This window comes from Chryseobacterium sp. Leaf201 (assembly GCF_001421435.1).
Classification (GTDB): domain Bacteria; phylum Bacteroidota; class Bacteroidia; order Flavobacteriales; family Weeksellaceae; genus Chryseobacterium.
Genome location: NZ_LMKA01000081.1, coordinates 1 through 26,155, shown reverse-complemented (window position 1 = coordinate 26,155; position 26,155 = coordinate 1). Strand labels below are relative to the sequence as shown.

At 40.2% G+C, this 26,155-nt stretch carries 26 protein-coding genes; 15 read left to right on the top strand and 11 right to left on the bottom strand.

What is annotated here, in order from left to right:
• Positions 1 to 87 precede the first annotated feature (87 nt).
• The 4 genes from ASE55_RS12330 (at position 88) to ASE55_RS12315 (ending at position 5,550) form a co-directional block, all read left to right on the top strand.
• Positions 88 to 1,281, top strand: a complete 1,194-nt coding sequence (locus ASE55_RS12330) for a pyridoxal phosphate-dependent aminotransferase (protein ID WP_056219976.1) — start codon at positions 88 to 90, stop codon at positions 1,279 to 1,281.
• A gap of 44 nt (positions 1,282 to 1,325) precedes the next feature.
• Positions 1,326 to 4,265, top strand: a complete 2,940-nt coding sequence (locus ASE55_RS12325; RefSeq protein ID WP_056219973.1) for a M16 family metallopeptidase — start codon at positions 1,326 to 1,328, stop codon at positions 4,263 to 4,265.
• Between the two features lie 197 nt (positions 4,266 to 4,462).
• Positions 4,463 to 5,092: a hypothetical protein gene (locus tag ASE55_RS12320; protein ID WP_056219970.1), complete on the top strand. Its 630-nt coding sequence runs from the start codon at positions 4,463 to 4,465 to the stop codon at positions 5,090 to 5,092.
• A gap of 2 nt (positions 5,093 to 5,094) precedes the next feature.
• Positions 5,095 to 5,550, top strand: a complete 456-nt coding sequence (locus ASE55_RS12315) for a hypothetical protein (protein ID WP_056219968.1) — start codon at positions 5,095 to 5,097, stop codon at positions 5,548 to 5,550.
• Between the two features lie 168 nt (positions 5,551 to 5,718).
• Here the strand turns inward: ASE55_RS12315 and ASE55_RS12310 are convergent, their stop codons facing one another.
• Entirely contained in the window at positions 5,719 to 6,546 is an 828-nt protein-coding gene (locus ASE55_RS12310) for a GLPGLI family protein (RefSeq protein WP_056219966.1), read from the bottom strand.
• 62 nt (positions 6,547 to 6,608) lie between these two features.
• On the bottom strand, positions 6,609 to 6,815 hold the full coding sequence (locus tag ASE55_RS20955; RefSeq protein WP_410493025.1) for a bacteriocin-like protein: 207 nt from the start codon (positions 6,813 to 6,815) through the stop codon (positions 6,609 to 6,611).
• Positions 6,816 to 6,958: 143 nt separating this feature from the next.
• On the opposite strand from ASE55_RS20955, the gene ASE55_RS12305 reads away from it, so the two are divergent.
• The 4 genes from ASE55_RS12305 to ASE55_RS12290 all read left to right on the top strand — a co-directional run bounded on the left by ASE55_RS12305 (position 6,959) and on the right by ASE55_RS12290 (position 8,784).
• A complete protein-coding gene (locus ASE55_RS12305; RefSeq protein ID WP_056219963.1) occupies positions 6,959 to 7,318 on the top strand; it encodes a helix-turn-helix domain-containing protein in 360 nt (119 codons plus the stop codon).
• Positions 7,319 to 7,462: 144 nt separating this feature from the next.
• On the top strand, positions 7,463 to 8,095 hold the full coding sequence (locus ASE55_RS12300) for a peroxiredoxin (RefSeq protein WP_056219960.1): 633 nt from the start codon (positions 7,463 to 7,465) through the stop codon (positions 8,093 to 8,095).
• 132 nt (positions 8,096 to 8,227) lie between these two features.
• Positions 8,228 to 8,533: a thioredoxin family protein gene (locus ASE55_RS12295; RefSeq protein WP_056219957.1), complete on the top strand. Its 306-nt coding sequence runs from the start codon at positions 8,228 to 8,230 to the stop codon at positions 8,531 to 8,533.
• Between the two features lie 2 nt (positions 8,534 to 8,535).
• Entirely contained in the window at positions 8,536 to 8,784 is a 249-nt protein-coding gene (locus tag ASE55_RS12290) for a DUF6952 family protein (protein ID WP_056219954.1), read from the top strand.
• Between the two features lie 418 nt (positions 8,785 to 9,202).
• Here the strand turns inward: ASE55_RS12290 and ASE55_RS12285 are convergent, their stop codons facing one another.
• From ASE55_RS12285 to ASE55_RS12275, 3 genes are all read right to left on the bottom strand, one after another.
• Positions 9,203 to 9,889, bottom strand: a complete 687-nt coding sequence (locus ASE55_RS12285; protein ID WP_056219951.1) for a Bax inhibitor-1 family protein — start codon at positions 9,887 to 9,889, stop codon at positions 9,203 to 9,205.
• Positions 9,890 to 9,982: 93 nt separating this feature from the next.
• Positions 9,983 to 10,432 carry a peptidylprolyl isomerase gene (locus ASE55_RS12280; protein ID WP_128414562.1) on the bottom strand — a complete coding sequence of 150 codons (450 nt, stop codon included), beginning with the start codon at positions 10,430 to 10,432 and terminating at the stop codon, positions 9,983 to 9,985.
• A gap of 39 nt (positions 10,433 to 10,471) precedes the next feature.
• Positions 10,472 to 11,506, bottom strand: a complete 1,035-nt coding sequence (locus ASE55_RS12275) for an acyl-CoA reductase (protein WP_056219944.1) — start codon at positions 11,504 to 11,506, stop codon at positions 10,472 to 10,474.
• 59 nt (positions 11,507 to 11,565) lie between these two features.
• On the opposite strand from ASE55_RS12275, the gene ASE55_RS12270 reads away from it, so the two are divergent.
• The 7 genes from ASE55_RS12270 to ASE55_RS12240 all read left to right on the top strand — a co-directional run bounded on the left by ASE55_RS12270 (position 11,566) and on the right by ASE55_RS12240 (position 19,267).
• Complete coding sequence (locus tag ASE55_RS12270) at positions 11,566 to 11,916, top strand: 4Fe-4S binding protein (protein ID WP_027385237.1); 351 nt, start codon at positions 11,566 to 11,568, stop codon at positions 11,914 to 11,916.
• 119 nt (positions 11,917 to 12,035) lie between these two features.
• Positions 12,036 to 13,100: a 3-phosphoserine/phosphohydroxythreonine transaminase gene (gene serC, locus ASE55_RS12265; RefSeq protein ID WP_056219941.1), complete on the top strand. Its 1,065-nt coding sequence runs from the start codon at positions 12,036 to 12,038 to the stop codon at positions 13,098 to 13,100.
• Between the two features lie 125 nt (positions 13,101 to 13,225).
• Positions 13,226 to 14,188, top strand: a complete 963-nt coding sequence (locus ASE55_RS12260) for a D-2-hydroxyacid dehydrogenase (RefSeq protein ID WP_056219938.1) — start codon at positions 13,226 to 13,228, stop codon at positions 14,186 to 14,188.
• A gap of 3 nt (positions 14,189 to 14,191) precedes the next feature.
• A complete protein-coding gene (locus ASE55_RS12255; protein WP_056219935.1) occupies positions 14,192 to 15,436 on the top strand; it encodes a DUF1015 domain-containing protein in 1,245 nt (414 codons plus the stop codon).
• Between the two features lie 54 nt (positions 15,437 to 15,490).
• The gene (locus ASE55_RS12250) at positions 15,491 to 16,894 is read left to right on the top strand and encodes a M28 family peptidase (protein WP_056219931.1); all 1,404 of its coding nucleotides are present in this window, start codon (positions 15,491 to 15,493) and stop codon (positions 16,892 to 16,894) included.
• 12 nt (positions 16,895 to 16,906) lie between these two features.
• Positions 16,907 to 17,857: a hypothetical protein gene (locus ASE55_RS12245; protein ID WP_056219928.1), complete on the top strand. Its 951-nt coding sequence runs from the start codon at positions 16,907 to 16,909 to the stop codon at positions 17,855 to 17,857.
• Positions 17,858 to 17,908: 51 nt separating this feature from the next.
• Complete coding sequence (locus ASE55_RS12240; RefSeq protein WP_056219925.1) at positions 17,909 to 19,267, top strand: M28 family peptidase; 1,359 nt, start codon at positions 17,909 to 17,911, stop codon at positions 19,265 to 19,267.
• 139 nt (positions 19,268 to 19,406) lie between these two features.
• Here the strand turns inward: ASE55_RS12240 and ASE55_RS12235 are convergent, their stop codons facing one another.
• The 6 genes from ASE55_RS12235 to ASE55_RS12210 all read right to left on the bottom strand — a co-directional run bounded on the left by ASE55_RS12235 (position 19,407) and on the right by ASE55_RS12210 (position 26,112).
• Complete coding sequence (locus ASE55_RS12235; protein WP_056219922.1) at positions 19,407 to 20,555, bottom strand: hypothetical protein; 1,149 nt, start codon at positions 20,553 to 20,555, stop codon at positions 19,407 to 19,409.
• A 466-nt stretch (positions 20,556 to 21,021) separates the two neighbouring features.
• Positions 21,022 to 22,185: an aspartyl protease family protein gene (locus ASE55_RS12230; RefSeq protein WP_056219919.1), complete on the bottom strand. Its 1,164-nt coding sequence runs from the start codon at positions 22,183 to 22,185 to the stop codon at positions 21,022 to 21,024.
• Between the two features lie 243 nt (positions 22,186 to 22,428).
• The gene (locus tag ASE55_RS12225) at positions 22,429 to 23,004 is read right to left on the bottom strand and encodes a hypothetical protein (RefSeq protein ID WP_056219917.1); all 576 of its coding nucleotides are present in this window, start codon (positions 23,002 to 23,004) and stop codon (positions 22,429 to 22,431) included.
• A gap of 174 nt (positions 23,005 to 23,178) precedes the next feature.
• Positions 23,179 to 24,216 (bottom strand): peptidylprolyl isomerase, encoded by a 1,038-nt coding sequence (locus ASE55_RS12220; protein WP_238585045.1) that lies wholly within the window; start codon positions 24,214 to 24,216, stop codon positions 23,179 to 23,181.
• 81 nt (positions 24,217 to 24,297) lie between these two features.
• The gene (locus ASE55_RS12215) at positions 24,298 to 24,807 is read right to left on the bottom strand and encodes a hypothetical protein (protein WP_056219912.1); all 510 of its coding nucleotides are present in this window, start codon (positions 24,805 to 24,807) and stop codon (positions 24,298 to 24,300) included.
• Positions 24,808 to 25,041: 234 nt separating this feature from the next.
• Positions 25,042 to 26,112: a branched-chain amino acid aminotransferase gene (locus ASE55_RS12210; protein WP_056219909.1), complete on the bottom strand. Its 1,071-nt coding sequence runs from the start codon at positions 26,110 to 26,112 to the stop codon at positions 25,042 to 25,044.
• Positions 26,113 to 26,155: the final 43 nt, after the last annotated feature.

Below are 26,155 nucleotides of genomic sequence, written 5' to 3'. Positions count from 1 at the left end.
ATGTCAAAAGTTTTTTCTAAAGTTTCAATACTAAAATTTAAACCGGCTCTAAGTTTTTATTATATATTTGTTCAAATGCAAAACTTTATGAATAAACTTTCAGAAAGGGTCGAGAGATTAGGATATTCTCAAACCTTTGTCATGTCAAATAAGGCCAGAGAAATGAAAGCCAGCGGAATAGATGTTATCAGCCTGACCCTGGGCGAGCCGGATTTTGATGTGCCCGACAATATAAAACAGGCCGCTTTTGATGCCATCAACCAAAACTACAGCCACTACTCTCCTGTTCCGGGATTTTTAGAGCTCCGGGAAGCCATTTCCCATAAACTGAAAAGAGACAATCATTTAGAATATAAACCTTCACAGATCTGTGTGTCAAACGGTGCAAAACAGGCTATTTTAAATGTTCTGGCAGCACTTCTTAACGATGGTGACGAGGTCATCCTCCCCAATCCGTACTGGGTAAGCTATGATGAAATGGTAAAAATGATGGGCGGAACCTCCGTCATGCTACCCACTTCTTATGTTACGGATTTCAAAATCACAGCCGAGCAGCTTGAAGAAGCCATTACCGATAAAACCAAAGCCGTGCTGTTCAGTTCGCCGTGTAACCCTTCCGGGGGATATTATACCTATGACGAACTGAAATCCCTGGCCAGAGTCATTGCCAAGTATCCCCATGTAACGGTAATTTCAGACGAAATTTACGAATACATCAACTACGAAACAAAAACCACTTCCATCGCCCAGTTTCCGGAAGTCTATGAGCAGACTGCCGTAATCAACGGAATGTCCAAGGCATTTGCCATGACAGGCTGGAGAATCGGGTATTCTGCGTGTCCGGAATGGCTTGCGAAGGCCTGCGAGAAAATCCAGGGCCAGATGACCAGCGGGGCAAATACGGTGGCACAGAGAGCTTCCATTGTTGCTTTGAAAACCGATCCTTCGGAGTATAAATATATGATTGATGCTTTCCGTAAAAGAAGGGACCTGGTGTATGATTTAATCACAGAAATCCCGGGATTCAAGGTGGTACTGCCTAAAGCGGCATTTTACTTCTTTCCGGATATCTCCTATTACATCGGGAAAACACTTGACGGGACGGAAATTAAGGATGCCGATGATTTTGCGATGTTTATTTTAGAAAATGCCCATGTAGGATGTGTCGGCGGCGTATCTTTCGGAAGCCCGGAATGCATCAGGTTTTCGTATGCAGCTTCAGAAGAAGATTTAAGGGAAGCAATGGGCAGGATAAAAAAACTATTGGCGAAATTCAGTTAAGCAAATCTCAAGAATCAAAAAAACACTCAACAAAGTTACCCATAATGAATTTTTTAAAAAGGATTACCATTGCAACAAGCATTGCTGCAGCCAGTTACTGCGGTTATGCCTATGGACAGGATTTCCAGTGGAAAGAAGCACAGTCTAACGGATATACGTACAGATATGTAACGAACGATCCTACTTCTGCAAGATATTACACCTTGAAAAACGGGCTGACCGTTATTTTAAGCCCGACCAAAAAAGACCCGAGAATCCAGACCTATATCGCAACCAAAGCAGGAAGCAAAACTGACCCTGCAGACCATACCGGACTCGCCCATTATCTTGAGCACATGCTTTTTAAAGGGACCAGCCGGTTCGGTTCGAAAGACTGGGCAAAAGAGAAACCGCTCCTGGACAAAATTGATGCGCTGTATGAAAAGTACAACCAGACTACAGATGAGGCCAGGAGAAAAGAAATTTACAGGGAAATTGATAAGGTTTCCGGTGAAGCATCACAATATGCCATTGCCAATGAATATGATAAAATGCTGGCGGGAATGGGTGCAGACGGAACCAATGCATTTACTTCTTTTGAACAGACGGTGTACACCGAAGATATTCCTGCCAATGTTGCTGATAAGTTCCTTGCCGTGCAGGCAGAAAGATTCAGGGAGCCGGTCCTGAGGCTTTTCCATACGGAGCTGGAAGCCGTGTATGAAGAAAAAAACCGGGGCCTGGACAATGATCCGAGAAAAGTTTATGAAGCGATGTTTGCTGCCATTTTCCCGAATAACAACTACGGGAAGCAGACGACGATCGGGACCGTTGAACATTTGAAAAACCCATCCCTGAAGGCAATCCGGGATTATTTCAACAGTTATTATGTTCCGAACAACATGGGCGTAATTATGTCGGGAGATTTTAATCCTGATGAAATGATCTCAAAAATTGATAAGGCATTCTCCTACATGAAACCGAAAACGGTTCCTGAATATAAAATCGGGACGGAACAGCCGATTAATGCTCCTGTCACCAGAGAAGTCTACGGGCCGAATCCTGAAAACATTACCATCGGGTTCAGGTTTCCGGGTGCAACGACAAAAGAGGCAAGGATGCTGAATTTTATCGGAAGCATGCTGACCAACGGCCAGGCCGGACTGATTGATCTGGATCTTATCAAGAAGCAGAAGCTATTGGCAGCCTATGCCTCGCCGTATGTTTTAAAAGACTATTCGGTTCTGCTGCTGCAGGGAAATCCTATCGAAGGCCAGTCGCTGGATGAAGTAAAGACGTTGCTGCTCCAGGAAATCGACAAGCTTAAAAAAGGTGAATTTTCGGATGACCTCATCCAGTCGATTGTTAATAATGAAAAGAAAAATACCATCCAGAAATATGAAAAATATACTTCAAGGGCAGAATCCCTGATGGATGAGTTTACTTCTGATGTAGACCACAAGACCCAGCTGCAGTATGTGGAGGAGATTTCAAAGATCACCAAAAAGGACATCATGGACTTTGCTTCGAAATACCTTCAGAATAATAATTATGTAGCGGTATACAAAAGGAAAGGTGAAGATAAAAATATTGTAAAAGTAGACAAGCCTTCTATCACGCCGGTATCCGTAAACAGGGAAAACCAATCCCCGTTCCTTAAAAAGATCGATGAGATGCCGGAAGCCCCGATTGCTCCGGTATGGGTAAATTTTGACCGGGACATTGCTAAAAATACACTGGGCAGCGTAGATGTACTTTCGGTAAAAAATACAGACAATGCTTTGTTCAGGCTGTATTACTATTTTGATTCGGGAAGATGGAATAATAAAATCCTTCCTTTAGCGGCAGAATACCTTCAGTACCTGGGCACGAAAAATAAATCTTCCGAGGCCATTAGCAAAGAATTTTATAAACTGGCTTCCAGCTTTAATGTAAATGCAGGGAATGAAGAAACGTATGTTACCGTAGAAGGCCTGAATGAAAACTTTGACCAGACCGCAGCTTTATTTGAAGACCTTATCAAAAACTGCCAGCCGGACCAGAAAGCTCTGGAAGCTTACAAAGCGAGGGTGAAAAAATCAAGAGCCAATGCCAAGCAGAACAAAGGATCCATCATGAACGGACTGAGAAGCTACGCACAGTACGGCCCTCAGAACCCGTTCAACAATGTGCTGAGCGATGTGGAACTGGATGCCCTGAAAGCGGAAGACCTGGTGAATATGCTTCATGACCTTTTTAATTTTAAGCATAAAGTGTTATACTACGGTCCGAAATCCGGCAATGAACTTACCGCTTCTTTAAAACCGGTTCATAAAGTATCCGGTTCACTGAAAGAAATGCCTAAGTCGAAAACTTTTGTACAGGTTCCTACGGATAAAAACAAAGTGCTGTTCGCGCATTATGATATGGTACAGGCAGAAGTGTTCTGGGTGAGGAACAGTGATCCTTATAACGCAGCCATCACTCCTACCGTAAGTTTATTTAACAACTATTTCGGCGGCGGAATGGGATCTGTGGTTTTCCAGACGATCCGGGAGTCCAAAGCACTGGCGTATTCCACCTACTCTTATTTTTCGCTTCCGGGCAAGAAAGAAGATAAGGATATGATTACGGCCTATGTAGGAACCCAGGCTGATAAATTCAATGAATCTACCATTGCGATGAATGAGCTGCTGACCACCCTTCCGAAATCCGACCAGCTGTTTGAAACGGCAAAAAGCGGACTGAAGAAATCCATTGCAGCCGAAAGGATTACCCAGGACGGCATTATTTTTACGTATTTAAGAGCGCAAAAGCTCGGCAATACAACGGATATCAGGAGGAATACCTATGAGCAGGCGCCGAAGCTGACGTTTACTGATATCAATAATTTCCACAATAAGGAAATGAAAAGTAAAAATTACACCTACTGTCTGGTGGCATCGCAGGATAAAGTCAGCGAAGCCGATATGCAGAAACTTGGTGAAGTGAAAAAACTTAATCTGACTGAGATTTTCGGTTATTAAAACGAAAAGCAGCTGCCCGGGCAGCTGCTTTTTTTTACCGGCAGTCTATTTACGGTCGGGTTCAATAGAATTATTGTTTTCTTTAATCTGCTTCTGCACATTTTTCGTCAGGGTTTTATATCCATGGAAATCCTACTAATTTCTACTTAATTTCCGTTACTTTGTTCAAATTCTCCGGCTTAGCAATAACAACAAATATGTTATACAATCATTATTTATTAGTAACAGCTTATAAATCAAACAGAGGCGTTTCTGTTGCAGTGGGTACATCAGAGATGGAGCAGACAACATATTTATCAGATATGAATTTACGTGAGATAACAGATACATTAACTGAATTGAATGCCGTTATTCCAGGACAGTTAGATTATTTAGATTGGGGTACAGATTTGTTGTATGTATCTTCTGAAGCTGCTCTATCTCAGTACGTACGATACGATAAAGTAGAAAAAACCCAAGTGTCTACTATAAGCTTAAGAAATTTTTTAATAGAACTGAAAAATTTCAAAGAACAGTGTCAGGCTGGAGACTATTACAAAACCATCATTGGCGAGTCATTTACAGCAGTCAAGGCTGATCCTTCCCAATATAAAAGATGGGCAACTTACGATTTACATTATTTAATTACTTTGAATAATATAACAATTACTCTGGTATTGGAAGCCAATGATTTTAATTTATCAGTTGGACAATACATTACTCAATTAAAAAAAGATTTTAATGAAAATTTTAAAGATAATGAGTACTACAATAAATTTTTGAATAGTAATAATAAACTGATTACCGAACAACTGACTACTCAAATGAGTAGTTTTTCAAAACTTTAATTATGCCTGTTAGTAAAATTACATATAAGCAAAATATAGGTTTTTGGGTAGAAGAAACCTTTATGCAATTAATGTATCATTACATACACGAAGAATTAGTAAAACCCCAATATTTGGTTAAAGATAAACATATACTGTTAAAATCTATCAGAGATCGTATAAACGGCTATTTTATTGGATCAATGTCATTAGGTTGGAGAAACTTTATAGAAACTAATTCGGAGATCCAAACTATGACACAAGTCCTAGAAAATACTAAGATGACGTTGAATAGTAAGGGAGAATATATTTCTGTAGAAGAGCTTCAAAATATTTCAACTGAAGATGTCGAATTTAAGTTATATTTTTCAAACCCTTTTCCAACTTCAGATCTTATCGAAATTTTAAATGCATTAATTCAAATGTTAAATGGTTCTTGGACCTCTACAGATTATAATATGCAGATTGATTTTATTTAAAATATTTTCATAAACGAATGAATGTAATATTCTACATGGATAAAATATTTAACAGTACTAAAGCAAAAAGAATAAACAATTTTTTCATAGCATAATATTTTAATGACTAAAATACAAAAAAGAGATGCAATAACACATCTCTGATAATTACACATGTCCTCAAAATATTTATTGGTAATCTATTCTTTGATTAAGTTCAATGGGGTTATTATTTTCTTTAATCTGTTTTTTTGTTTTATCAGTCTGAACTTTCATATCAGGAGTGACAGCACCTCCTGCTCCATCGTCCACCTTAATAGGAAGACCTGAAGATTTCATACGGGCAAATGGGTCAGAATAATAATTCAGAGCTACTGTATTGAACTGCTCCCAGGTGAACACTTTCCCTTTATTTCTATGAAAAATTTCTCCATTTGAATTTTTAATTTCAGTTAAATTGAAAATAAAGTAGTTCTGCTCATCTGAAATTTTAATAATTATTCCGGGTAAGCCTTTGAAGACATATGGGCCTTCCGGAATTGGAATATCAGTGCTAAACCAGGCTGTCCAGTTTCTGCCTCCATAATTTACTTTTGCTTTCTTGACATTAAAAGTTGCCATTTTATCTTTTTCGGGTAAAATTTGCCAGTCCAGTTTTTCATCAATTTTTATAGAATAAATATCTCTGTAAATTGTTAAGATACTTTTATACATTTCATTTTCAGGAAAATTCTTTATAATATAAAATTGGTTTTCTAATGTTGTACCCCTGCCTAACCCAAGACCTGTTGCTGCTATCAGAGAATCAGATTCACGGTCTCGTTCTGTTCTGAAAACAGATATCTTTTCATTTTCAATATCCAATACCATTTTTTCCGTAATGGCATTATCCTTCAAAGAATTAGGCTTATAAGTAAGATCATATTTAAGAACTTGTTTTTGTCCATAAACATTACTATAAAATAAAGTAACAAAAATGAATGCTCCTGTTTTTAGAATTTGGTTTACATTTCTCATGATGCAATAATAAAAAATAATTAGAAAAATCGGAGGCAAAATTTCATGCCTCCTGATTTATTTTACTGGCATCTGTTTCCCCATTCTCCACCAGGACTGCATTGGAACCATCCGCAAGTAAGGCCATATTGTGAACATCCATCACCTCCATTTCCACCATTTGGCATACACATATCTGGACAATTACTTCCTCCGGTATTCCCAGGCAGACGTTTTCCTCCCACTAAAGATTTCAAATCATTTCTCGAAATTTTTTTTAGATTTTTCATAATTCAACTGTTTTAAAAATTAAAAATTCATTTTTTACACTACAATTTTTTCCGGATCAATTGTTTTACGAATTTGAAAATTCTTTATACCTTTACCAATCAGTAAATTGATTATTTCAACCAGAAAACTAATTACATCTAAGATGGATATCGGCACTAAAATCAAAAATTTAAGAGAAGAAAAACATTTGTCACAAAGCGATCTTGCTTTTGAATTAGGCGTTTCCCAGGGAACTCTGCACAACATAGAAAGCGGAAACTCCAGAAAGATCGATTTCCTCTTGATGGATAAAATCTGCCGGTTTTTTGATAAGGATTTTGAATACTTTTTAGATGCTAAAATGGTGAACAATGTAAATGAAAATCATGGTCAGGTTGGCCAAATAGGTACAGTAAATAATTTCCCGGATAACTTTCTCGAAGAATTTAAAAAACTGGTTGAAAAGAACCAGATCAATGAAAAGATTATTGAAGAACTAAAAAGCAGGTTCGAAGATCAATAACAATACCATAAAGCTCTGCATGCAGGGCTTTTTTCAGCAGAAAATCCAAAAACGTCGATAGATTTTATTTATCAATATCAAATTGTTCGATAGATAAAATAGCTATATATTTGCAACAGAAATTTAAATAAAAAACAAGAAATTATGTCTTTAGTAGGAAAAAAATTCCCGAATGTAGCAGTTGATGCTATGTCAGAAATGGGTGATGATCTTAGAATCAATATCTTTGAAGAAGCAACTGCTAATCAGCAAAAAGTTCTTTTATTCTGGTACCCGAAAGATTTCACTTTCGTTTGCCCGACTGAGCTTCACGCATTCCAGGAAGCTTTAGGTGAATTCGAAAAAAGAAACACCAAGGTAATCGGTGCATCTTGTGATACCAACGAAGTACATTTTGCATGGCTTAATGTATCAAAAGATAACGGAGGAATTGAAGGGGTAACTTACCCGATCCTTGCTGATACGCACAGACAGCTTGCCAATCTTTTAGGGATTGTTGACCAGGATTTCGAATACAATGAAGAAGGTGAAGAAGTGTTCACAGGATCCAACGTTACCTACAGAGCAACGTATCTTATTGACGAAACCGGAAAAATTTTCCACGAGTCTGTAAACGATATGCCTTTGGGAAGAAACGTTAAAGAATACCTTAGACTGATTGATGCTTATACGCACGTTCAGAAGCACGGTGAAGTTTGCCCTGCAAACTGGGAAGAAGGAAAAGAAGCAATGAAAGCCGACAGAAATTCTACCGCTGATTATTTATCTAAAAACTAATCAAATAATGTAACAAAATAACAGTGTAGCAATTTAACAGTAAAGGCTGCCGCTTGATTCCGGATGAATTATTTGGTAAACCGGTATTATTAAATTGCTGCATTGTTTATTTTATTCTTAAAAAATAAACTTATGTATACAGAATTAACAGAAGATACGCTGCAGTCTATTGTCAGCGAAAATGAAAAAGTAGTGGTGCAGTACGGAGCTACATGGTGCGGAAACTGCAGGATCATGAAGCCGAAATTCAAAAAGTTAGCTTCTGAGAACGAAAGCATCCCTTTCCTGTATGTTGATGCGGAAAAGTTACCGGAAAGCAGAAAATTAGCCAAGGTTGACAACTTGCCAACGTTCGCGATTTTCAGAAACGGAGAGCTTGTAAACCAGGTTCAGAGCAACAAAGCAGAAAGTTTAACTGAATTATTTAATGAATTGTAATTATGAAGCTACCTGTAATCAGACAGTTTTACCAGAACCAGACTCCGGAAAACCTGGAGAAAACACTGGAGGTTTTAGAAAGTTTCTCTGAGTTCAGAGGAACCAGTGAAGAGGACCTGAATGTAGCCGGAGAATTGATTACCAATATCTGCGGAGCCCTTGAAGTTCACGCTGCCGTACAGAACGGAATGAGCGAAAAGGATGCCTTAAATTCTTTTGCCCAGAAGGTATTGGGATCCATTGATAAATAGTTTTAAATTTAAATATTGAAAGATTTTAATATTTAAAAATTTCCGGGAACCAGCATTCCTGGAAAAAAAAATCCCGATGAATTAACATCAGGATTTTTTGGGTTTATTAAGTCCGGCACCAATTTCCGGCAAAAACTCAAAACTTAAAACTCATAATTCATAACTCTTATATTATCCCTCAAAACACAGTTTCATCAAATCAACCTGTTGATTCACCTTTGCTCCCTTAATATAACATTCCCCAAAATTAAACTTTGCGTTAAAAAACACTGCAGGTCTTCACAAATCACACGAATGTATTCTGATTCTATTTATGGCAAAATAAAATCCCGATGAATTAACATCAGGATTTTCGGTTATATGTAAATCATAAATTCATACGAATTCATAACTCAAAACTCATAATTCATAACTCTAATCAACTTCTCCTGCTCATCAGAATACTTAAGATATACCAGAACAAAAGCATAATCGAAGCAAAAAGCTGCAGCGATGCCCCTACATACTGATTGGTGCTGTAAGAATCTTTCAGCTTGCTCGTCTGGTACAGAATGGTGGCAGAAGCAAGAATTACCATTCCTACTGAAAACCAAAGTCCAAGGTTAAAACCGAAAAGCATTCCGCCTGCGATTAATCCGATGGAAATAAACCCTCCGATAACAATGATATTTCTGAGGAATGAAAAATCTCTTTTTGAAGTAAAGGCGACGGCTGAAATCCCTGCAAACATCGCGATCGTTAACATGGCAGCCTGAAAGATCACCTGCGGGCCGGCGTAAAGCGTGGCTATTTTAATCAGCGGAAGAAAAATAACAGCTTCCAGGATAACATAAAATCCAAGGCCGAAATACTGTGTGGATTTGCTTAACGAAAGCGACCATTTGGTAGCCAGCACCGAAGCCAGCCAGAATACCCCGATAATCAGCAGCCAGAGATACCGCTGGGCAAACATGGCAAAGATCAGCTGATCCGGAACCATCTGTAACAAAACAGTTTCTACCCCGATAAAGGCTAAGATTGATAAAGCAACGTGCAGATACGTTTTCCTGTAAAAGCCCGCTTTGTCCACATCTGAAGAATGTGCGACTAAAACATCTGTCATCATAGTTATTTTAATTTATTTTAAATTTATTTTTAATCAACAAGCAGTAATTCAACTAAATACTAACCTCTAGCATCTAACCCCTAACCTCTAAAATCACTTACTGTACTCCGGTTTTACGCCGAGAATTTTCCCGTCATTTTCAAAAATCACCGTGATAATATCCCGTGGCGGATCCAGTGTATCATCAGCATACTTGTACTGGATGGCAGGATAGGTTTCGTTATCCAGCACTTTCTGATAGCCGGATTTATATACTTCCGTCTTTCTTTCAAAGCTGATGCCTCCTGAAAGCTTCCGGATGATATCGTCGTTCACAATATCTTTCACTTTATCAGAAAGCAGGTTGTTGACTGCATTTTTATCGGAAGCCTTCAAAGCCGCGACAAAGTTCAGAAAAGACCGGTTATATACGTCGATTTTATCCCTGCTCAGCTCGGAAGTGAGTTCAATTTTCTTGCTTTCAACAATTTTTATCCTGCCTTTCTGTTGGGAAAAGGCCAGCTGAAAAGCTAAAACGGCGGCTGCCAGAACTATTTTTTTCATATCAGAATTCATGATGGGTTGACAGCAAGATACGAAGAATTATATTACCGATAAAAATTTCATCGTGTCCACATTATCCGCATACGTATCCAGTCCCGGGTTCTGCGCTTCCCCCAACGCTACGGAATCCAGTCCGAGTTCATCCTTTGCCACAATGCACTGGATATGTTCTTCATTTTCAGCAATAAAACTGTTTACCTCTTCAAGGGAAGAATACCTGCTGAAATTAATCACCGACAGCGGACTGAAAATCTGGTCATCTTCTTTCAGCATGACAAAATTATTGTCCCAGAACAAATCCCGGTTCAGAAGATAAACCGCCCTGTTGTAATCATAATTATTGGCGTACTTATGGTGGTTGATGATATCCTGAAAATCCACAAAGCTCTCAAACAGACGGTCAATTAAAAAGTCCTCCGGAATAAAAAGTCGGGTCACGTTCCTGCATCCCAATCCGAAGTACCGGAAAATATCGGTTGCCAGAAGCTTCAGCTCCTCTTCCGTTTCATCCCCTTTCAGAACAGCCACGGACGTTCTGTTCTTTCTGATGATATGCATGCTGTTTTTGAAATAATATTCCAGGTACCTTGCGGTATTGTTGCTTCCGGTGGCAATAACGGCATCAAAATTCTCCAGCCGCTCCACAAATTCAAACTGAACGTTCCCCTCTGAGAATTCATTCCATTTCTTCAGTAAGAAGGGAATCATGTACCTGTCTTTTGACGACAGCTTGATCACCGGAATGTGATTGCTCAGCACAACGGAAATCACATCATGGAAACCAACCAAAGGGATATTTCCGGCCAGGATCAGCCCTACCCTTTTGGAAATCTTTGAAATGGAGTATTCGCTGAGCCAGCTGTTTATATTTTCCCCGGTAAGCAGGTCTGCCCACTGCTGAAAAGCAAATTTCTGGTTTTCAATGGTAAACCACGGATTTTCAATGGCTGTTTTGCTCATTAAGAGCCCAAGATCAGAATCAGATCCGTTATTATCCTCCTGATTTTCCGCTAAAAAGTCTTTGATATAGCTGCTAAGCCGCGTAAGTCCTAAAACTTGATTTTCAATATTCATAATTACTGCAAAATTGGGGAATATTTTGTAATTTTGTGCAAATTTAAAAAAAATTAGCGATGGCTATTAAAATAACTGATGAATGCATTAATTGCGGGGCCTGTGAGCCGGAATGCCCGAATAATGCGATTTATGAAGGAGCGGTAGACTGGAAAGCTTCAGAAGGCACTGAACTTAAAGGTACGGTAACCATGCCGTCCGGACTTACCATCAACGCAGATGCTCCGCAGGAACCTGTAAGCGATGATGTCTATTTCATTGTTACCGATAAATGTACAGAGTGCAAAGGCTTCCATGAGGAACCTCAGTGTGCCGCGGTCTGCCCTGTCGATTGCTGTGTACCGGATGAAGACCATGTGGAATCTGAAGAAACACTGCTGAATAAAAAAGCATTTTTACACGGAGAATAAAAACTGCCGTCTCAATCACCATGAGACGGTTTTTTGTAGATAAAAATCAGAATTCATTAATAAGAAACGATAAATGAAACTGTAAAACAAAAGTTTACAGCAAACCAAAAAATAAAAATATGAGCAAAAAGCACAACTTCAGCGCAGGACCATGCATCTTACCTCAGGAAGTATTTGAAAAATCGGCACAGGCGATTCTGGATTTCAACGGAATGGGGCTTTCTCTTCTTGAAATTTCACATAGAAGCAAGGATTTCGTAGCCGTTATGGACGAAGCCCGCGCCATTGTGAAAAGACTGATGAACCTGGGGGATGATTACGAAGTACTGTACCTGGGAGGCGGCGCGAGCCTGCAGTTTGCCATGGTGCCTTACAACCTGATGAAAGTAGGTGGAAAAGCTGCATATACCGATACCGGAACCTGGGCTTCAGGTGCCATTAAAGAAGCTAAAAAAGTAGGGACGGTAGACGTGGTAGGTTCTTCAAAAGAAGAAAACTACAGTTTCATCCCGAAAGATTATACCGTAGGTTCAGAATATGATTATTTCCACTGTACCTCAAACAACACCATTTACGGGACCCAGATGAAATCTTTCCCGGACGTGGATACCCTGATGGTCTGTGACATGAGCTCTGATATTTTTTCAAGACAGCTTGATTTTTCAAAATTTGACCTGATCTATGCCGGTGCCCAGAAAAACATGGGGCCTGCAGGTGTTACCTTGGTGGTGATTAAAAAAGAAATCCTGGGTAAAACAGGAAGAGAGAATATGTTCTCCATTCTTGATTATTCCCAGCATATTGCTAAGGAATCCATGTACAATACACCGCCGGTTTTCCCTGTCTATGCATCGTTACTTACTTTACAGTACCTGGAAAACAACGGAGGAATTGCAGCAGCCGAAGCAAGAAACGAAGCAAAAGCAAAACTTTTATACGACGAAATCGACAGCAATCCTTTATTTGAAACCTTCTGCGTGAAAGAAGACCGTTCGTTAATGAATGTATCATTTAAATTAACGGATGACAGCAGAAAAGAGGAATTTGATGCCGCGTGGAAAAACCCAGGAATCAGCGGGCTGAACGGCCACAGAAGCCTCGGCGGATACAGAGCCAGCCTTTACAATGCGATGCCGATTGAAAGTGTGCAGATCCTGGTAGATGCCATGAGGTCTTTAAGGTAATGTAAAGATTAAAAAATGCGGATTAAAGGGGTATGAACATTATTTTAAATTTTCTTAATTTGCAGGAATGATTTAGAATTTTTGAATACCTCATTTTTTAATCTTCAAATCAAAATATACGAACCATGAAAGTTTTAGCTAACGACGGGATTTCTGCAGCAGGAGAACAGGCACTGAAGAACGCAGGAATTGAAATACTGGACAACAGGGTGGCACAAAACCATCTGATCGGTTTCATTAACGAAAATAATGTGGATGTCCTTCTGGTTAGGAGTGCCACCAAAGTAAGACAGGAGCTTATTGATGCCTGCCCGGGCCTTAAAATCATCGGAAGAGGAGGCATCGGCATGGATAATATTGATGTAAATTATGCGATTGACAAGGGCATCTACATCATCAATACACCAACTGCCTCTTCAAAATCCGTAGCGGAACTGGTGTTTGCCCATTTCTTTTCTCTGGCGAGGTTCCTTCATGAATCCAACAGGCTGATGCCGCTGGAAGGGGAAACGCATTTTGATGCCATGAAGAAATCATTCAGCAAGGCTTATGAGCTTTCGGGCAAAACGTTAGGGGTCATCGGCTTTGGAAGCATCGGCCAGGAAGTTGTTAAAATGGGAATTTCCCTGGGAATGAAAATTAAGGTTCTCACCCGGAAGCCCAAAACGGAAACCCTTACCCTGGATTTTTTTGACGGGCAGTCCGTAAAATTTGAAATTACTTCAGACAACGATATGGATGCCTTCCTGAGAGAATCTGATTTCATCAGCATCAATACGCCGAAAACCACAGAATATATCATCGATACGCCTCAGTTTGAAAAAATGAAGGACGGCGTGTATATTGTAAATACCGCAAGAGGCGGCGTCATCAATGAAGTGGCACTGATTGATTTTATTGAATCTGAAAAAGTAGCCGGTGCCGCACTGGATGTTTTTGAAAACGAACCTAACCCGGAGCTGCCGCTGCTCATGAATCCTGCGCTTTCGCTTTCCCCGCATATCGGTGGAAATACGGTGGATGCACAGGAAAAGATCGGAGCTGAATTAGCGGAACAAATTATTAAGATAAAAGAAACTATACTATAAAATATGCCTATTTTTAAACCTTTTCGTGGAATAAGACCTCATAAAGACCATGAGAGCACCTTCCCTACCCATCCTCTTGACAACTTCACGCAGGAAGAGATAGCGGAAAAAGCTCAAGTTGAAGACACTTACATCAATATGATCAAACCGTACGTTGTAAGTAAATCCAAGGATATCGACAGGAATTTAAGAAAGATCCGATCCACATTTGAAGAACTGATGGAGGAGAAAAAACTGGTCCAGGACAATTCTTCCTACTACCTTTATGAGCAGATCTACCCCACCAAACAGGTTTTCAGAGGGCTTCTGGGCTTAGCGAGCATTGAAGATTTCTGGAGCGGGAAGATCAAAAGGCATGAAAGCACCATTCCGCAGAAGAAGGAAAAACTGGCCCATTACCTGGAAAAAGTAAACCTGCAGGCGGAACCTGTACTGCTTACCTACCCTTCCAATTCCAAGATCGAGCTGCTGATGAACCACGAGGAAAAAAATGTTCCTATTTTCAACCATGTGGATACAAAAGGGATTAGGCATAAAATCTGGAGGATAGACAACCGCCTTAAGCTCCAGCAGTTTAAAGAAGTCATTGACCAGATTGATGCGTTTTATATTGCAGACGGCCACCACAGGATCGGCTCAACGGCACTTAATGCCAAATATCACAAAGAGAAAAACAAAAGGCATAACGGCACGGAGCTTTACAATTTTGTGTACAGCTTCATCGTGTCCAACCAGTCTATTAAAATCCATGATTACAACAGGATTGTAACGGATCTTAACGGCCTGTCCAATGAAGTATTTTTAAAAGAGCTGGAAAAATATTTCCTGATTCACGAGAAAGGGGAAACGGCATATTTCCCTTCACAGAAATTCCACATTTCCATGTATCTGGACGGTAAATTTTACTCCCTTCACGTAAAACACGACCTGCGTTCCCAGGAAATGTCCCTGGATAACCTGGACCACCATCTTCTGGATAAGTTCATCTTTAAGAACATCCTGAAAATTGAAGACCCGGACAGCTCAGAAAAAATCGATTACGTAAAAGGAACATCCAACCTTGAAGGCATAGCGCTGATAAAGGAAAAAATAGACAAAGGCGAAGGTCAGGCAGGATTCGGGATCTATCCTGTAAGTTTTAACGACATGATTAAAATCTCAGACTTAAAGCTCAGCATGCCTCCGAAATGTACATTCATAGAACCGAAATTAATCACGGCCCTGTTAATGTACGATATGAAACAGTAAAAAATAATCAATTTTTCCTTACTTTTAACAACAGAAAAGAAAGGTAAATAAAAAATGAAAAAAATATTCATTATCCTTCCACTCTTTTTGAGTGGATTTTTATTTTCTCAAAAAAAGCCTCAGAAAAGCCCTGTCAGAAAGCCTGTGATGGTAAAAATGAACTATCACGAGGAATTTAAAAAGATTTCGGATGAAATTATGGCTCACGGTACGGCGTATGACAATCTCGGAGAACTGACAAAAGGCATTGGCCCGCGGTTCAGTGCGACCGGCGGTTATATGAAAGCGGCAGATTGGGCAGAAAGGCAGCTGAAGGAAATCGGGATCGAAATGATCTGGAGGCAGGAAGCAAAAGCCCCGGTCTGGATAAGAGGCAAAGAATCTCTGTTCATAAAAGCCGGAAACGGAGACTGGAAAAATATCAGGATGCTGTCTTTCGGGAACTCTGAAGGAACGGGCGGAAAAGACCTGACGGCTGAGATTGTGATGATCGGCAGCACATCTGAACTTAATGCCCTTTCAATCGGGCAGCTTAAGGACAAAATTGTTTTCGTCAACCTTCCTATGGATCCCACCATCATCAATACGAGCGATTCTTACCTGGCAACGGCAAAATCTAAACTGATCTCCGCGTCCGTAATTGCCAAAACCGGAGCGAAAGCTTTAATCATCAGATCGCTGACCACCGCCAGTGATGATACACCGCATGCCAAAATGATTTACTATGAGGCAGATGACAAGGTGAAGATCCCCGCACTGTCCATTGGCGTACGGTCTGCGGATGAGCTGGAAAAACTACTGAAAAAACAGAAAGTCACGGCAAAGATCAATATGAATGCCGAATCCAAAGGGCAGACCAACAACCCGAATATCATTGCTGAAATTCCCGGCAAAAAAGATTCCAAAGTTATTGTTTTAGGAGCACAGCTGGATTCCTGGGATTTCGGGGAAGGTGCTATTGATGACGGCACCGGAGTGGTTCAGTGCATTGAAGTGCTGAGGACGCTGAAAGCTTTGGGCATAGAAAACAACCATACCATCCGGGTCGTTTTATACGCCAACAGCGAAAACGGCGGACAGGGACGCGATGTATATGCCGCTTATGTAAAAAAGAAACAGGAAAAACATATTTTTGCGTTGGGTACGGATGCCGGCGGATATTCCCCGAGAGGATTTTCACTGGATATGTCCCCGCAGAGGAGACGGCTTATTTTTCCGTGGAAGCAATATTTTCTTCCTTACGGTGTTTATGATTTTGAACAGACCGATGCCATTCAGGATATCTCCCCGTTAAAAAAACTGGATATTCCGCTGGCAGAACTGGTGGTGGATACCCAAAGGTATTTTGATTATCACCATTCCGTAGAAGACACGTTTGATAAAGTAAATAAGAGAGAACTTCTTTTAGGCGCGGTTGCCATGACCCAGATGGTCTTTATGATTGATAAAAACTGGTAGTTATTCTGTACCATGAATAATATAGACCATTTAATCTCTAAAAGCAATACCAATAATTTGAAGGTCATAGCACTGGACTATAACCCGGAAATACAGCAGATTTTTTTACTCAAGGCAAAGCAGGATTTGGAATTATTTATCGAGATCTTAGACTTAAGAAATAATGAAATAAAGGAAATTCTTTTGGACGAAAAAGTTTATGCCAGGCCATACGGCCGAATAAATTTCCATGCAGTTAATAAAGAAAATTTTTATCTGAGTGTTGATTCTTCTCATTTAAAAATAAATACCAGTGGAGAAATTGTTTTGAAAGACCAGCTTGACGGCACAATAAGTTCCCTGAATAAGAAACATGTTTTAAAAAATTATATTTTTCGGGAAGATTTAGTATTAATAGATTTTACAGATTTCAAAGAACACAATTTATCGGATTTTTTTGATGATAATTTTGATGAATATGATTTCACCTATTTTTATTTTGACGATAGATATTCAATATTTTCTTCTCCTGACAACAATATACTTACGGTAATCCTTTATTGCAAAGACCGTGATCATCCTAAATGTTTTCACTGCATTTTAGAAATAGAATCACCAGAAAAAATTAACGTTTTGTTTGTTGATAAAATTGATGATTTAGGGCAGTATTATGTGATCAGTGAAAGTCTGTCGGAACTTGCCTATCAAAAATATTTTACGGATGATGATAATGTATATATTAGAAAACTGTCCGGAGAAAACTTTAAAAACTCAGAAAATTTTATAATTGATAAAAATGCAGAGTTCATATTTTTTGACGATCACCAATTTCTGTTGCTTTACGATGAAAAAATAGAAATTTATAAGAGATCTGATATAAGTCTTTTAAGAAGCATATCCATTGACCAAAGCGCTCCTTATAAAATAAAAAAAGATATTTTGTTTTATATAAAGGATACAAAACTGAATTATACTGAATTTTAAATTAAAAAAGAACCACATATTGATCTGATTATAAAAACCAGATCCTGAAAAATGAAAAAGACAGCAGGAACATTATTATTACTTCTCAGCATGACGGTTTTCGGGCAGGCAAAAGAAGACTCCGTACAGTTTGCGGAGATTTCCACAGAAATATTAAACAACGGAAAAAGCTATACTGAATTAAGGGATTTAACAAAGAATATCGGCCACCGGTTAAGCGGTTCAGAATCCTACGAAAAAGCAGTGCAGTGGGCTGCACAGAAACTTCGTGATGCCGGCGCCGACAAAGTATGGCTTCAGGAAGTAACGGTCCCGGTCTGGGAAAGGGGAAAAGAATCATTACAGATTAAAACCTCCAACGGAAAATGGACAGGCCTAAAAATGCTTTCCCTGGGAAATTCTGAAGGTACCGGCGGAAAAGATATTTCCGGAGAGATTATTATGGTTCAGTCGATAGAGGAATATGAAAAACTTTCACCGGAACAGGTAAAAGATAAAATTGCTTTCTTCAACTACCCTTTCAGCCAGTCTTTTGTAGAAACCTCCCGAGGCTATGGTGATGCGGCTAAATACCGCGTGAACGCGGCTTCCTTAACGGCTAAAAAAGGAGGGAAATTTGCAGTCATCCGTTCGCTTTCTTCGGCTTTTGATGATGTTCCGCATACGGGCGGCATGCGTTATGAGAAAGATATCCCTAAAGTTCCTGCCGTGGCCATCGGCAATACATCTGCAGATGAGCTGGCCAGGCTTTTAAAGTCACAGAAAATAAAGGCAAAACTCAACTCCCATTGCGGGATGAAGGGTGAAAAACTTTCCCATTCTGTCATCGGTGAAATTACCGGTAAAAAAGACCGGAGCGTTATTGTTGTCGGCGGACATCTGGATTCCTGGGATGTGGGCGAAGGTGCACATGATGACGGTGCCGGAATTGTTCAGAGTATCGAAGTACTGAGAACGTTCAGAAACCTCGGGATTAAAAATAACAATACCATCCGGGTGGTCTGTTTTGCCAATGAAGAGAATGGCGTAAAAGGCGGCATCCAGTACGGAAAGACAGCAAAAAACACCCATGAAAAGCATCTTTTTGCCATAGAAAGCGACGCCGGAGGCTTTACCCCGAGAGGGATTTCCCTGGACATGGATCAGGAAAAAAGAACACAGGTACAAAGCTGGGCAAACCTGTTTTTACCGTACGGGGTTTATGATTTTACGGGAACCTATTCCGGGACAGATCTTTATCCGCTTCATGACATGGGGATTCCGGCTGCCGAACTGGTTCCTGATTCTCAGCGTTATTTCGACATCCACCACACAGAAGAAGATACTTTTGAAAAAGTCAACCGCAGAGAACTGCTGCTCGGTGCCGCAGCCATGACGCAGCTGATCTATATAATTGATAAAAACTGGTAGATATTCCCTTCAAATATATTTTCATCATTGATTTGATTTTAACATCTGGCAAAATAAAAAAGGAATGGACTCCGTTGAATCCATTCCTCTTATTTAATTATTCCTCAACTGGGATAAGATCCGTTACGGTATGTTCTGATTAGAATTTATACGCAACAAATCGGTCAATGGCCAGTCCGCCCGGTATCGACATATAAGCCGGGTTTTCTGCCGTACCTCCCCAACGGGAAAGCTTTGTGGCAATAGCCCCGTTGTTTGCCGGCAGTCCAGGAATCGGCTTAATCGTTAAAAAGATATCCTGCGGGCCGGTGGTGACAATAAAAAAGGTATTGTTGATGGTAAATCCGCCCATTCCTGAAGTAACAGAATTATACAGGCTGTTCCAGGTGCCCGGTACGGCGCCGATGGCATTGGCAAGATTAATCTGATTATTTACAGCTCCGCGGGTGATCAGGTATTCTACCTGGGCAGGTACAGACACGGTATTGTTAAAGCCGAAATCCGCATTCAGAAAAACAAGATAGGTTCCGGCAGCCGGAAGTGAAAGTCTTGCTACTGAACTGTATGTGTTCACCGGAATGGAATTATTAGTTGCAGCCTCAGAATTATTAATGAGCCATGTTCCTTCCACATTGCTGGAAAAAGCCATTGTTCTCCATGTTCCTACGCCGTTGGCATCACTCGTCAGTACTTTTCCCTCTCCCTGTGTACCGTCCGTAATTTTTAAGGCTCCCGGGGTAGTTCCGTTATTAACGTCAAGCTTTGTAGTCGGATTGGTGGTTCCGATACCTACCCGGTGATTAACGGCATTCACGTTCAGCGTTGAATTATCAACCGTGAAATGGCTGGTTCCTGTAGTGGCGGCAGAAGTAAAAGCCATGGTATTGGTGCCCTGTGCAACAGTCCGGTTAGAAGTAAGCACACCGTTTTCTTTATACAGGTCACTGCCCGGGTTTACTTTCTGCCATAGGTTGCCGTCAAAATAATAATATCCCGCTGCCGTAATATTTGCTCTCTGGGAAGTCGTGTCCCCACCTGTAATATCAGTGATATAAATAAGTGCTCCGGTCTGCTCTGTTCCGTAAATCGTGTTGCCTTTGGCCGTAAGCTGGGCCCTGGTAATTCTTGGTGCCTGTAATCCGTCTGCATCTGTACTGCCCAGCCTGGCCGCTACATCCATCGTTGTTTTGGGCGCTGTTGTGTTGACTCCCACTCCCTGCTGGGCCATCCCGTTCTGCGAGAAAAATAACAGTGCCAGAGCAGTGCCGAAGATAAATTTGTTTTTCATTGTTAAAACGCTTTTCAGTAAATGTATATGGTCTTGAAATTTTCGGGTGCAAATATACGTGTATTTTAAGAATGCAATATGCTCCTGATTATTTAATGAAAAATTTATTTTTACAGCGATTTATAAGGGAAAAACATATCGTTTTCCGCTTTATATAAGATTAATGTTAAACTGCTGATTATTAATATCTCGCTAAGCATTACTATTAGTAGGATGTTTAGAAATCAGCTGAAAACGACAACACTTAAGTTTCAATTTTCAGCTGAAATAAATTTTGAAATGACAGATTTTAATACATTCTTAACAAAATGAAGTGTAAAATATATTTACTAGAGCCAAAGAATTTCACCAGATTATGTGTTAACTACGCAGATTTTCATGTGCATTTAAACCAGTTGAAGTTAAAAAAATCAGCAATAAATTATTTTGAAATGGATTTTCTAAATATTGGATAGCATTTGAAGAATCAGTTCAGATATTCTTTCTTATTGAGTTTAAAATCAAGAATCTTTCCGTCTCTGTTGATCCTGACATCAATGGACTTCTGGTCTTTTTCGATCCGGTTGATAAAATAATGGCAGGCCTTATCCTGATCAAGATTTTCCAGTGAAATCCCATTGATGCTGATAATGGAATCCCCGATTTTCAAAGGGAAATTTTCTTCTTCAAACACAAAAGTAATGCTTGTTTTTCCGTCCGCAAAGCGGTAACTGAACCCGAAAGAAGAAAGCGTGGGAAGGCTTGTCCCGATTCTTTTCATGTAAATTTTATTGGACTTCCAGTCGATTACAAAGATAAAGTCCTTAAAAAATTCATTTCCTGCCAGATCCATTTTTCCGGTGGACATCCGCTCGTTCTGAAACAGCGTATTTCCGATCTTCATGGAGTCTGCCCGGAAAATATATCCCGGCGCAGGCTTCGCAGTCCCGAAGGCCCCGGTGGTACGGGTCCCGAAGGTTTTTACATAATGCTTAAGCTTTTCAGGATCCAGGCGGTCGCCGGAAGTTTCCAGCCTGCCGGAAAAACCGGTATCAAAAGTGAATTTCACCGCTCTGCTCATCAGTGTTGCACTCACCATCGGGGTTTTCTGCGGTTTTGCCTCGAAAGGAATAACGACTTCGTAATCCCGGATATCAAAAAGAGAAAGGTCATTTGATGCTTCCAGTGAATTTTCAGAATAATTGACCTTCCAGAAAAGCTTGGCCATCTGGTTGGCCCCGATGATGCCGTCTACCTTGAGACAGCCCAGTTCCGCCGAATTGAGATCGAGAACAATAGCTCCTACATTTCTGAAAACAAGCCGGTCCACCTTCATTTCCGGAAGTTCCGTAAGGATCTGCTGCTGCTCTTTCTGATCAGAATCACGGATTGCTTTCTTGTATTTTTTCTTCAGATTCAGTTCTTTATAAATAGCCTGGGAAATGACCGTCGGTGCACCGGTATCAAACAGGAAACTGTATATTTTCCCGTTGATATCCACCTTTACAAAAGGCAGGTTGTTTTCAAACCTCAGGTTTACCTTTTCAACAGGATGCTGAAGCTCCACCTCTCCTTTTTCAAAAAACTTTTTTTCCTGTGCGGAAACAGCAATCGCAGAATATATAAAGAGTAAACAGAAGATTTTTCTCAATTGGGTATTTTATGCGAAAATAAGGTTTTTTGTGGGGATAAAGAAATGAAGAACTGCCTAATCATACGTTTTTATGGCATTTAAACGCTTTTTTGTAATTCGCTTTCCGGCATTTCATCAGAAGTTATGTTATTCAGTATTTCTTCATTTTTTATTTTCTGCCTTCTTGACAACATGTAATATGCTTAATATTCCTGAAACAAAAAGCCATCCTCACAGACAGCTTTCATTATAATTTAAATTCTAAAATTTATCAAGAATTTTCTTCGGCAGTACTTTCACCAACTGTGATTTATATTCCCTTTCAAGGATCACGAACTTCCAATATTTACGGTCTTTGGAAACGGCGCAGGCTTTCATATTGGCATTGATAAGATAGGTGCTTTCACTGGCCAGGTATTTTACATTGTTTTTACCGTATTTATTGGTAAGTACCGCGCTGATTTTCTTTTTCATATCGTCGTTCATTGAACTGACGTTGCACTTCAGCTTTAAAAAGTAGCTCGCAATAGAAAAATATTCACCGCTGATGAGTTCTGATTTCTCCACAGAGGCAATCTGCAGGTTCTGTACTTCAACCTTCATAAACGGGTTATTGTAGGTCATGTTCAGGATCTGTGTCATCTGATCTTTCGGGACAACCGTAAAGAATTTCGGATAGATACAGCTGACTGCCCGGTCAATCTGTTTGGTTTTAATGCTGTTGACAAAATACGTAAGTGATTTTCTGATCGCCGGATCATCCGGATTTGCTTTGGCCTGGGCAAAAGACAGGTACGACAACAGAACAAAAAGAAACAGAAGTGATTTGGTTCTCATGAGTATTTAAAATATTATAATTGCTTTTTGACATGAAGATTTAAACCTCCAGATATTTTATCAGTGTCATTTGAATCTGTCGAAGGACTTAGGCCAATCGTTACAGGGTGTCGTTTAACTGAATGAAAAAAGCCATCCTTTCGGACGGCTTTTCAAGAATATTTTAAGATTTAATTATTTAACTTTCACAAGCTCAACATCAAATACCAACCATGCATTTGGCGGGATTACGCCTCCTGCTCCGTTAGCACCGTAACCCATTGCCGGCGGAATCAGTAACGTTGCCGTTTCCCCTTCTTTTAACAAAAGGATTCCTTCGTCCCAGCCTTTGATTACTCTTCCCATCCCGATTGGAATATCAATCGGCTCATTTCTCTTGAATGAAGAATCAAACTCAGTTCCGTCTACCAGTTTTCCTGCATAGTGTACAGAAACATTGTCACCTGCTTTAGGCGCTTTTCCGTCAGCAGTTTTTGTGATTTTATAGTAAAGCCCGGATTCTGTTTTCTGCATTCCTGCTTTCAGATCCTCCACCATTTTCTCCTGGTTGGCTTTAAACTCCTCTTCTTTTTTCTTCTTGTCTGCCTCTTCTTTAGCCATAGCCGCTTTGTTGTTTTCTGCGATTTTAGCTTTTCCTTCCGTGAAGGTCTTGGCTGCATCATAGCCTTTGTACTCGTCACCTTTGCTGAATACCGATACTTTTTCAAGTACGATATCCGTTTTCGGCTTGTCCTGAGCTCCTTTTTCTACATTGGCAATTGCATCAATCACGTCATTACCTTTCACTACTTTCCCGAAGATTGTGTGTCTTCCGTCCAGCCATGGCGTAGCCACTTCGGTAATGAAGAACTGGGAACCGTTGGTGTTCGGTCCGGAATTTGCCATGGAAAGGATTCCTTTTCCTGTATGTTTAAGGTCGTTTTTTTCGTCCTCGAATTTATATCCGGGATCTCCCATTCCTGTTCCCTGAGGATCTCCCCCCTGGATCATGAAATCTTTGATCACCCTGTGGAAAATAGTTCCGTCATAAAAAGGAACTCCTTTCGCTTTTGCCTTGTTATCAATTTTCCCTTCTGCAAGACCGATGAAATTAGCTACCGTTACGGGTGCTTTTTTGTCTTCAAATTTTACAATCAGGTTTCCTTTTGTCGTTTGAAGGTTCGCATACAGTCCGTCGTTAAGACCTTCGTAAGTTTCTTTGTCTACGTTCATTTTTTTATAAATTGGTGTACAACTCATCAGCGAAATACTTGCCGCCGCCAGAATTATATTTTTGTTAAACAATTTCATTGATTATAATGCTTTTAATTTTATGATTAACGGAATGTCGTTATCTATCTTTTTCTCGTCTCCGTAGGTCCCGTATCCCAGTGCAGAAGGAACCAAAAGGGTAACTTCCTCACCATCATGGATAAAGCGCAAAGCATCTTCCACTGCCTTCAGTTCGTTAAAGTGCCCGAACCTGGCATCTCTTCTTTCAACAGGCTGGTCATAGATTTTGGTTTCATCAAAATCATAGAGGTCGTAAGAGTAGGAAATCGCCGTATTGTCCGGCCTTCTCTGTCTCTGGTCAAAACCTTCCGTGTTTACCCAGTAGTTTAGCTGTGTCGGGTAGAATTTTACCGGCTGCCCGCTGATCCATTCCTGGATCTGCATTCTTTCCTGGGCATTCAGGTTTTTCATCCGTTCCCTGGAAACATTCAGGTCGTCCCGGCTCAGTACACCGCCGACAGGAGGATGGGTCTGCGCGTTTTTACTGCAGCCTGCCATCGCCAATACCGATATGAAGAATATTTTTTTCATAAACTGTTGCGAAAATACACAATTCAGGAATCAATTACAAAACTTGACGGATTTATTGAAGGATATTTTTGAACATTTAAGATTTACCGGTGGGCATGCTGGTGAAGCAAGAATGTTTTTACTGAAAGAGATTTTCACTCCGTTCCCTTATTGTCAGAATATCAGAATCAGCCTCCGCTTTTAAAATAAAAAAGCCGGGAAAACTCCCGGCTGTATATTGGTTAAGGTCCGGCATTAAACCGTTTCCATTACATGGTCAATTTTTACTCTCCATCCGAAAGGATCTTCAGAAAGATTGGTCTGCAGACTGACAAGGTCACTTTTCAGAGTAGCCGCATAGCTTTCTTCATCTGACAAGATTGGCAGCTCCAGCTTTTCACCATTGTATCCCAATGCCTGGAAAACCGTAGTTACCACAGCAGTTCCCACGCCCCAAACTTCTTTCAGGGTACCGTTTCTCTGTGCTTCCACCACATCTTTTACTTTAATCGGCTCTATCTTCACTTCAATTCCTTTCTTATTGGCCAGCTGGATAAAACTGTCCCGGGTAACACCGTCCAGGATTTTCTCTGAAGTCGGCGGCGTATAAATTGTATCGTTGATTCTCACGAAAACATTCATGGTTCCGCTTTCCTCGAAATATTCATGGGTAGCATCATCCGTCCAGATAATCTGCTCATAGCCTTCTTCAATCGCCAACTGTGTCGGGTAGAAAGACGCCGCATAATTACCCGCAGCTTTTGCAGAACCTACCCCGCCGCTTGCCGCTCTGGAATAGTGGTCTGAAATTTTTACGGAAACAGGCTCCGTATAATAGCTTTTTGCCGGTGTCGCCACAATGGCAAACATATATTTATTGGCAACCCTGGCCTTTAATGCTTCTTCCGTTGCAAAAATAAGCGGTCTGATATATAAAGAATTGCCTTCTCCCTGAGGAATCCATTCTCTGTCCATATCCACCAATGCTTTAAGCCCGCCTAAAAATATTTCTTCAGTTACTTCAGGCATCGCAAGACGCTTTGCTGATTTATTGATACGTTCAAAATTCTTTTCCGGCCTGAAAAGGAAAACCTGTCCGTCTTTGTCTTTATAGGCTTTCATACCTTCAAAACAAGCCTGTCCGTAATTTACACCCATCATGGCAGGCGTAAATGCTAAAGGACCGTAAGGAACCAATTTTACATCTCCCCACTTCCCGTCTTCATACTCACAGATGATCATATGATCAATGAAAGTATTTCCGAAAGAAAAATTATGTGGATCGAATGTAGAAATTCTGGAGTTTTCAGTTTTTTGAATTATCATTTCTAAAATTTTTTATGATGTTCTACAAATTTAATATAATTTT

Coding starts and splice junctions, on each gene's coding strand:
- ASE55_RS12330 (WP_056219976.1), top strand. CDS start 88: ATGAATAAACTTTCAGAAAGGGTCGAGAGATTAGGATATTCTCAAACC.
- ASE55_RS12325 (WP_056219973.1), top strand. CDS start 1,326: ATGAATTTTTTAAAAAGGATTACCATTGCAACAAGCATTGCTGCAGCC.
- ASE55_RS12320 (WP_056219970.1), top strand. CDS start 4,463: ATGTTATACAATCATTATTTATTAGTAACAGCTTATAAATCAAACAGA.
- ASE55_RS12315 (WP_056219968.1), top strand. CDS start 5,095: ATGCCTGTTAGTAAAATTACATATAAGCAAAATATAGGTTTTTGGGTA.
- ASE55_RS12310 (WP_056219966.1), bottom strand. CDS start 6,546: ATGAGAAATGTAAACCAAATTCTAAAAACAGGAGCATTCATTTTTGTT.
- ASE55_RS20955 (WP_410493025.1), bottom strand. CDS start 6,815: ATGAAAAATCTAAAAAAAATTTCGAGAAATGATTTGAAATCTTTAGTG.
- ASE55_RS12305 (WP_056219963.1), top strand. CDS start 6,959: ATGGATATCGGCACTAAAATCAAAAATTTAAGAGAAGAAAAACATTTG.
- ASE55_RS12300 (WP_056219960.1), top strand. CDS start 7,463: ATGTCTTTAGTAGGAAAAAAATTCCCGAATGTAGCAGTTGATGCTATG.
- ASE55_RS12295 (WP_056219957.1), top strand. CDS start 8,228: ATGTATACAGAATTAACAGAAGATACGCTGCAGTCTATTGTCAGCGAA.
- ASE55_RS12290 (WP_056219954.1), top strand. CDS start 8,536: ATGAAGCTACCTGTAATCAGACAGTTTTACCAGAACCAGACTCCGGAA.
- ASE55_RS12285 (WP_056219951.1), bottom strand. CDS start 9,889: ATGATGACAGATGTTTTAGTCGCACATTCTTCAGATGTGGACAAAGCG.
- ASE55_RS12280 (WP_128414562.1), bottom strand. CDS start 10,432: ATGAAAAAAATAGTTCTGGCAGCCGCCGTTTTAGCTTTTCAGCTGGCC.
- ASE55_RS12275 (WP_056219944.1), bottom strand. CDS start 11,506: ATGAATATTGAAAATCAAGTTTTAGGACTTACGCGGCTTAGCAGCTAT.
- ASE55_RS12270 (WP_027385237.1), top strand. CDS start 11,566: ATGGCTATTAAAATAACTGATGAATGCATTAATTGCGGGGCCTGTGAG.
- serC (WP_056219941.1), top strand. CDS start 12,036: ATGAGCAAAAAGCACAACTTCAGCGCAGGACCATGCATCTTACCTCAG.
- ASE55_RS12260 (WP_056219938.1), top strand. CDS start 13,226: ATGAAAGTTTTAGCTAACGACGGGATTTCTGCAGCAGGAGAACAGGCA.
- ASE55_RS12255 (WP_056219935.1), top strand. CDS start 14,192: ATGCCTATTTTTAAACCTTTTCGTGGAATAAGACCTCATAAAGACCAT.
- ASE55_RS12250 (WP_056219931.1), top strand. CDS start 15,491: ATGAAAAAAATATTCATTATCCTTCCACTCTTTTTGAGTGGATTTTTA.
- ASE55_RS12245 (WP_056219928.1), top strand. CDS start 16,907: ATGAATAATATAGACCATTTAATCTCTAAAAGCAATACCAATAATTTG.
- ASE55_RS12240 (WP_056219925.1), top strand. CDS start 17,909: ATGAAAAAGACAGCAGGAACATTATTATTACTTCTCAGCATGACGGTT.
- ASE55_RS12235 (WP_056219922.1), bottom strand. CDS start 20,555: ATGAAAAACAAATTTATCTTCGGCACTGCTCTGGCACTGTTATTTTTC.
- ASE55_RS12225 (WP_056219917.1), bottom strand. CDS start 23,004: ATGAGAACCAAATCACTTCTGTTTCTTTTTGTTCTGTTGTCGTACCTG.
- ASE55_RS12220 (WP_238585045.1), bottom strand. CDS start 24,216: ATGAACGTAGACAAAGAAACTTACGAAGGTCTTAACGACGGACTGTAT.
- ASE55_RS12215 (WP_056219912.1), bottom strand. CDS start 24,807: ATGAAAAAAATATTCTTCATATCGGTATTGGCGATGGCAGGCTGCAGT.
- ASE55_RS12210 (WP_056219909.1), bottom strand. CDS start 26,112: ATGATAATTCAAAAAACTGAAAACTCCAGAATTTCTACATTCGATCCA.